The 7894-nt window shown below is 41.8% G+C and carries 6 protein-coding genes and 2 pseudogenes; all 8 read left to right on the top strand.

Features of this window, described 5'->3' with window-relative positions:
• Positions 1 to 361 precede the first annotated feature (361 nt).
• Positions 362 to 511 (top strand): annotated as a pseudogene (locus SD31_RS19715) (RNA polymerase sigma factor); the annotation flags it as partial.
• A 114-nt stretch (positions 512 to 625) separates the two neighbouring features.
• Positions 626 to 877, top strand: a pseudogene (locus SD31_RS01740) (sigma-70 family RNA polymerase sigma factor); the annotation flags it as partial.
• Positions 878 to 968: 91 nt separating this feature from the next.
• A complete protein-coding gene (locus tag SD31_RS01735; RefSeq protein WP_039052877.1) occupies positions 969 to 2510 on the top strand; it encodes a FecR family protein in 1542 nt (513 codons plus the stop codon).
• Positions 2511 to 2525: 15 nt separating this feature from the next.
• On the top strand, positions 2526 to 3968 hold the full coding sequence (locus SD31_RS14670; protein ID WP_082021759.1) for a thioredoxin domain-containing protein: 1443 nt from the start codon (positions 2526 to 2528) through the stop codon (positions 3966 to 3968).
• Between the two features lie 591 nt (positions 3969 to 4559).
• On the top strand, positions 4560 to 5054 hold the full coding sequence (locus SD31_RS18020) for a carboxypeptidase-like regulatory domain-containing protein (RefSeq protein ID WP_052258539.1): 495 nt from the start codon (positions 4560 to 4562) through the stop codon (positions 5052 to 5054).
• A complete protein-coding gene (locus SD31_RS18010) occupies positions 5042 to 6892 on the top strand; it encodes a SusC/RagA family TonB-linked outer membrane protein (RefSeq protein ID WP_410528225.1) in 1851 nt (616 codons plus the stop codon). Before SD31_RS18020 ends, SD31_RS18010 begins: the two co-directional genes overlap by 13 nt.
• 38 nt (positions 6893 to 6930) lie before the next feature.
• Positions 6931 to 7545 (top strand): hypothetical protein, encoded by a 615-nt coding sequence (locus SD31_RS18005; RefSeq protein WP_052258537.1) that lies wholly within the window; start codon positions 6931 to 6933, stop codon positions 7543 to 7545.
• Positions 7484 to 7879: a hypothetical protein gene (locus tag SD31_RS18000; protein WP_231561049.1), complete on the top strand. Its 396-nt coding sequence runs from the start codon at positions 7484 to 7486 to the stop codon at positions 7877 to 7879. The genes SD31_RS18005 and SD31_RS18000 overlap by 62 nt, the downstream gene beginning before the upstream one ends.
• Positions 7880 to 7894: the final 15 nt, after the last annotated feature.

Raw genomic sequence — 7894 nt, 5'->3', positions numbered from 1 at the left:
ATTGCTAAAAACCGTAAACCAATTTAGTAGTAAGCGCAATTATTTACTCTAGTTGGTTTGACATCAAATCAATGAATAACGAGCAAAGAGGTTACAAATTAACTCAAACTAAGATATTGGAATTAATTTTCCTACGATCTCAGCAAATTAAAGGAGATGGCATGTATATGTCATCTCCTTTTTTGTTTGTATTTGCAAATATTTGATTATCAATTTGTAAAATGGTAGCAAGAAGCCCTGTATTATTTTGTAGCTTTACGGCCGATATAAATCTTGGGGATTCTACGAAAGAAACATGAAAGATATTATTTCAGGAATTGTAGCATAGGATGAGGCCAGTTTTAGGCGTTTCTATGATAGATATAGGCCTAAAATTTATACGGCTGCTCTCAAATTGTTAGGAGAGCAAACCTTGGCTGAAGATGTGGTGCAAGATACTTTCCTGAAAGTATGGATAAACAGGGAATCCTTACCTACCATAGAGAATGTTGAAGCTTGCTGCACCGCATAGCGAAAAATGTTATCCTCAACATGATGAAGAAGGCCGAATATTACAAGGTCTATGCCTAGGAAGAGGCCAAGACAGCATTGATGAGTTTTTTTTCCGGAAGCGGATTATCATACGCACGAAAAGGAATTTCAACAGATATTGAATGATGCGATAAACAGGCTGCCGGAAAAACAGCGACAGGCATTCATTCTGTCCAAACAACAGTTTCTGAAGAGGGAAGAAGTGGCAAAAGTACTGAATGTTTCGCCCGAAACAGTGAAATCAAACCTCGAAAGAGCGATGAAAAGCGTACGTACCTACTGTCAGCAGCAGCTCAAAGACCTTCCTTTTGTCTTGCTCTTGTTTTTCTTTTCAAAAAATCTTTAACCCCATACCCCCATTTCTATTTTTCAATTGTCTTGGAATATAAAAGCACATATTGTAGCTCAATAATATAGCCGGACTAATATTATATTTTATGCTTGACGATAAAGAAGTAGAACGTATTTCCATATTAATCGAAAAATGTCTTAGTGATTCAATCAACGAGGTTGAAAGGGCGGAGCTATATTATTATTTGTCGGATGATCGCTATCAGCAGATTTTTGACCAGAAGATTGAGGGCTTATTCACCCGAAATATAGAGCTGCTGGATATGGATGAACAGTCTAAGGAAGCCATATTTGATACCATTGTGCAGGCAGCTCCAGTTTCGGTTGTGCCTATTAGACCGCGTTTTAAGTATAAAGCTTGGATGGCGGTGGCTGCCGCCTTTATCATGATGCTGTCTGTCGTATTGTATGTTTATCTCTTCAGAACATCTAATCAAGGTGAAGAGGTTGCTGCAGTGCAGGGTGACAAGCAGAAGATCTATTCAGAGTCTTATGTCATAGCGGATGATAAAAACGGAAGAGAGCCACTCCCCGCTAAAGATAAAGCCCTCTTCGTATCGGAAGATATTAAGCTGAGTTTGGAAGATCTTAAGATCGGTGAGTCTAAAACGATCAACGGTATTCTCATCGAGAAGAAAGATGCCGGAAATATAGTGTTCAGCTTCCGTTCGTCAGCACTGACCCCAAAAGCCAAACATATCATCAACAGCATCATCACCCCTCGCGGTAGCAGTTATAAAATAACACTTCCTGACGGAGGTACGGTAGACTTGAATTCCAGCTCCAAGTTAGAATTCCCTTCGGTATTTGCGAGTCAGGAGCGAAAGGTGCTTCTGGAAGGGGAGGCTTTCTTCGCGGTGAAGAAAAATCCCGATAAAGCCTTTATTGTGGTGGCGCGCAACAGAAATATTTCGCAGGAGGTGCTCGTGTATGGGACAACCTTTAATGTTAATGCTTATGCAGAGACAAAGGCCATCGTTACGACCTTGGTGGAAGGTAGTGTGAAGGTGAAAGCCAACGATAAGGAGGTGTTGTTACGTCCTTCACAGCAGAGTGTAATGGGTCAGGATAGCATAATGGTTAGCCCTGCCAATATAGATATGAATCTGTCATGGAGAAATAATCTTTTCTATTTCGCAGAAACCGCTATACAGTATGTTATGAGCCAGATCAGTAGATGGTATGATGTGGATATTGTCTATGATAGTGAAATGCCTGAATTTAAGCTTACCGGCATTACTCTGCCTACAAAATTGGCCTATTACAGGATTACAGATGTGGCAAAGGATATCGATAAAGCCAGCTTATTTGCTTTCTCTTCTACACAGAAGATTCTGTTCTACGCGGTGGGAAGCAAGCTGTATGGTTATGACTACAATTTGAGATTGGAAAAGCTTTATCTCATAGAAGATTTTGAGGATGAAATTACCATGATCAATTGTGATATACAGCAAGGAAATGGTAGCCAGCTGTATGTGGCTACTTATAATCCACAGACTAAACGAACTATTCAGAAATATATCACAGGCACAAATCCTAACAACCTTGTGATGACCAAAGTGGCCGACGTGAAATGGGAAGGATTGCTAAAAGTAAAAAGCATGACGTGGAGAAACAGCACACAATAAAAGAAAGAGACTGATATGAAAAGAATTTTAACCCTATTAGTCCTACAACTTCATGTTGTAGGACTTTTTGCCCAACGGGAGATAATCTCTGAGAAAGAGTTTCTCGCTGCGGTAAGTGAAGCCGGTCAACAGAACAAACTCATTTTCGTGGACTTCTATGCCGACTGGTGTGTACCTTGCAAGCAGATGGACAAGGAGGTTTTCTCATTAGACGACATAAAGAACCTCATGAACCAAAAGTTTGTTTTCCTTAAAGTCAATGCGGAGAAAAATTACGGAGTTGAGTTGGCCAAACAATATGCTGTGAGAAGCTATCCAACCTTCGTCGTGCTGCAACAAGACCGCAAGGAGGCTTTTCGCTTTATCGGCAAAAAATCACCAACAGAGTTTAAGGAGCTCATAGCCAAACATCTCGATACCTCACGTTCGGATGTTAGTGTGGCTTCTCGATATGCTGCGGGAGAAAGGTCGCCCCAGCTTATGCAGGACTATTTAGTTTTGCTACGTAAGGAAGGTAAGGACAGAGAGGCTGAGCTGGCCCTTCACGAATATTTTAATGCACTCTCCGAAGAGGAGAAGCATAGTGCTGACAATTGGTTTGTCTTTTCACAATATACACCTAAGTTTACGCATCCGCGCATCAAATACCTGCTTCAGCATCAGGTCTCGTTTGAGCGGACTTTAGGAAAAGAAAAAGTGCAAAGCTACCTCATGCGTTTAGGAAGGGTAGAACTTTTGGCCTTCGCCAATGGGAATAAGGCCAACAAGGCCCTGAACCATGAGCAGCATTATGCTTTTCTCAAGCAGTATTTGGTCGACTCGAAATTGATAGAACAGAAAAATATAGAGGCATTAGTAAAAATTGCCGATGCGAGGTTTAAGTTCGATAATAAAGAACAGGCACTGCTAGTGGCAGAAGAAGAGTTCGCAAACCTTACGGCGAGCGACAAGTTTATCCTAATGGCTAATATGTTTGCCCGTAAAGAAGCCGATGCAGAAAGCATTAATGCTGTGCAGAAGCGTATTTTGAGACAGAACATTAAAGAGCTGTCCGAAGATAATCAGAAAATCATTCGTCCTATGCTGGACGCTTACGAGAAGTTTGAGTTCAAAAATGGCGTTCAATTTGAAAATCTGGACTATCAGCAGACTCTGCTGAAAGCTTCGAAAGACAACAAGTTGGTGTTCATAGACTTTTATACGGATTGGTGTGGTCCATGTAAGGTCATGTCTGCAGAAGTCTTTCCCACACAAGTTGTTGGAGAGTTTATGAATCCAAAGTTTGTGTCAGTGAAAATTAATGCGGAAAAAGGTGAAGGCGTACAGATAAGCAAAAAATATAAAATCAATGCTTATCCTACCATGGTGGTGGATGCTTCCGGAAAGGAACTTGGCCGAATTGTAGGATATAAGACACCAAGAGAACTTATCGAAGACCTTAGCCGAATAATAAAATAGGCCTGCTTTGAATACCTATAAAAGAAGGGGTGACTAGTGTCATCCCTTTTTTTATGAGCTTGTTAAATCGTTTTATCGTTTTGTGCGTTTTTTTACGTCTTTCTTAATTATCACGCAATATGAACGCTGAGTAATTAATTTTTTTGAAAAAAAAATTTTTCGATTAAGATTTATTTGATTAAATTGGTGAGTGTTTATGCGTTTTTCAACAAAAAAGACGCAAAAAATCAAACTTTTTAGGTTCTATACGATTGATGGCGGCCTGAGGGAGGAACATGGATTGTAGAGCTTAACTAACCAGATAACCAAGTATTACTATATCTGCCGTTCCGAGTAATATTAATAAACTTAAATATTACTAATCTGTAATTAATTTATTAGCCGATTCCTAGTATTTATTGAAACTAACCTTACAACATTTATAAATCTAATTCAATATGCTAAGTATGAGGAAATATTTATTATTTACCGTAGCTTGCGGGGTAGCTTCTGAATCACTATTCTTTTGCTAAGGATAGGAGTTCGGAAGACTACTCTTATGGCAAATCTGTTTATTCGAGCAGAGGTATTGTCCAGAACACCATACAGGGGGTGGTTTCCGACAATAACGGTCCGTTGGCAGGTGTGACAATCCAGGTTGTTGGAACCTCCACTATAGCTGTTACTGATGCTCAGGGACGATATTCCATCAATGCGCCTCAAGGTTCTACCTTACGCTTTTCATCGGTGGGATATGTCACCCAGGACATACGAGTGGGTGCCAATCAAACGCTGAATGTGGTGTTGATTACACAAGACAATACCTTGGAGCAGGTGGTTGTCGTGGGATATGGCTCCCAGAAAAAGGGGCATCTCACCGGAGCAGTAACATCAGTAGACGTTGAAAAAACTTTCGGTAATAGACCTATTCCGGATGTGGGAAGAGGTCTGCAGGGCGCTGTTCCCGGATTGACCATTCAGGTTCCCTCGGGAGAGGTCGGCTCCGATCCTATATTGAAAATCCGTGGACAGGTGGGCTCAGTAAACGGTTCAAATAACCCGCTAATCTTGGTAGATAATGTCGAAGTGCTAGCATTCAATATATAAATCCCAATGATATAGAATCTATTACGGTACTTAAAGATGCAGCTTCCAGTGCAATCTATGGATCTAAAGCTGCCTTTGGCGTTATCTTGATCACGACAAAACAGGGCGCCAAAAGTGAAAAGTCAGAGGTAGTCTATTCCAATAATTTCATCTGGCAGACTCCTTTTACGGATATACAACTTGCCGGCATCGAAGGACTGGAATATACGGTAGATGCTCATGAAAATATGAAGCAGACCGGGCCCGCTGGTGGATTCTGGCGTGTGGATAGAGCCAGCCTAGAAAAAATCCGTGAATGGCAACAGAAATATGGGGACAAGGTCGGCCCTAACGATCCTGTAGTGTACGGCAGAGACTGGTACTGGGATGGATCTCAGAAATTCGGTTACAGACTTTACGATCCTGTGTCGGCCATGATCAAAAAATTCGCTTATTCACAAATACATAATGTAAGCCTCAACGGTAAGACAGGAAACACCTCCTATAATTTAAGTGTGGGTTATTTGGGTCAAGAAGGTATGATGAAGCCTGCTCGTCATGATGACTATAAGCGCTTTACGCCTACCTTGAATATCAACACCAAGGTGAATGACATCATTTCACTGCGCGGATCAGCGCGCTATGCGGACGGAACAAAACGCAATCCTAACTCCTTGAATGCTGACGGATTTGTCGCTGACCCTTGGCTCTATCTGTATCGTTGGAGTCGTCTATTCCCTATCGGTGTGCAAGAAAATGGTGTCGACATCATCGATCCCGCATTTTCGGCAAGAATGTCAAATGACGAAATCAACAACAATAGATATATTAATCTTAATATCGGGTCAACTCTTAATATTACCAAAAACTGGAATATAGTAGGAGATTATTCCTATCAGACAGACAACCGAATGGAAACTTCTTCTGTCCCTTATGTCCGTGCAAAGACACACTGGTATGGGGTAGAAGTGTTGAAAGACGAGAATGGTCAGAATGTCTATGTCGACGAGGAAGGAAATCCAACGGACAATGGAGGTATGCTGGCCTACCAGTTTCCGATGACAGACCACACCACAAAAGCGAATACCTACTTTTATCAAAGCAGCTACAGAGAAAAAAGACATACGTTTAATGCTACTACCAACTATAATCTTTCGTTGGATAAACATGAATTTAAATTCTTGTTGGGAACAAACTTGGTGGCTTATAGCTGGTTGAATCATTATTCAAAACGTACTAACCTTATCAATAACGATAATCCACAGTTTAACTTTGCCACAGGAACCGAAACTTCTGGAGGAGGAACAAACTGGGAATCGCAGGTGGGGTTCTTCGGGCGTATCAATTATTCATTCAGTGATAAATATCTTTTTGAAGCCAGTCTCCGTAGAGATGCTACATCCAAGTTTCCTTCGCATTTGAAATGGAGATGGTATCCTTCCCTATCCGGAGGATGGGTGATATCCAACGAGAAATTTATGGAGGCGTTGAATCCGGTGCTGTCCTTTGCTAAATTCCGTGCGTCTTGGGGATCTATCGGTGACCAGTCCGTGTCGAACTCCTTGTACCTACCTCAGATGTCTATTGCCAAAAATACATGGCTGAATTCTTCGGGAGAGCAGTTCTTCCAGCTAGGAACCCCGGGAGCCGTATCTGCTAATATCACTTGGCAGGATATCGAACACTTAAATATCGGAGCGGACCTAAGATTCTTTAATAATAAGTTAGGTTTTACCGCCGAATGGTTCCAGCGCTATACAAAAAACATGATCGTAGCAGGAGATGTGGTACCGGCAACGTTCGGTGCATCTTCCCCTTCTGGAAACTATGGTAACCTGAGGACCGAGGATGGGAGTTAGCCCTTGATTTCAGTCATAAGTTCCAAAACGGATTGACGTTGTTTGCTAATGCCAATATTGCAGATGCGGTAACCTTCACCACAAAAGGAGCAGACTGGAAAACCCCTTGGGAAAACAGATCGTTGAGTACTACGTTCTCCACAGGAAGAAGGTATGGTGATGTGTATGGTTTTGTGACTGACCGCCTGTTCCAGAAAGAAGATTTTGTGTACGATGCAGATGGCAACTTTGTTCAGACAGACATCATCTACAACGGAACAAGTAAGCGTACCAACGTATTGGCAGGACCAAATCCTGTATATCAGACCTATTTTGAAGATGGTAACCAAACCCTATTGATCAGTCCTGGAGACGTAAAATTTGTTGATGTCAACGGTGATGGCTACATCGATGCCGGAAATGGAACCAACGGAAATCCGGGAGACAGAGTAGTGGTAGGTAACATTACTCCTCGCTACGATTTCGGCTTCCGCTTTGGGGGAGAATTTAAAGGCTTTGACCTCTCGGTATTTCTGCAAGGTGTAGGGAAACGCAGCATCTGGGGGTCGGGACAGGCTCGCTATTCCGGGATACTATTCGAAAGAAGGAGGTATGCCTTCCGCAATCGCCAAAAATTATTGGAGAGAAGACCGTACAGATGCTTTCTATCCTAGAGCGTGGAATTTCAACGGCGCGAACGAAGGTTTCGTAATGCGCGTGCAGTCGAGATATATGCTCGATATGTCCTATCTAAGGATTAAAAACATAACCTTAGGATATAACTTCAACCCTTCTCTGTTAAACAAAGTAAAGTTGAACCGAGCACGTCTCTATGTCACCTTGGAAAACTTTTTCACGTTTGATAATCTGAGAGGCCTACCTATTGATCCTGAAGCAATTTCCGGATACAGTCCTCTTCTGACGAATGGAAACTATAACCTTGGAAGAACAGGAACAGGTAATCCTACGTTCAAGTCAGCATCATTTGGATTACAAATTGGTTTATAATTTAATGCGTTGAAT

Source organism: Sphingobacterium sp. T2, assembly GCF_000814685.1.
Classification (GTDB): Bacteria; Bacteroidota; Bacteroidia; order Sphingobacteriales; family Sphingobacteriaceae; genus Sphingobacterium; species Sphingobacterium thermophilum.
The sequence above is the reverse complement of the archived record's forward strand: the minus strand, read 5'-3'. Positions and strand labels throughout refer to the sequence as shown.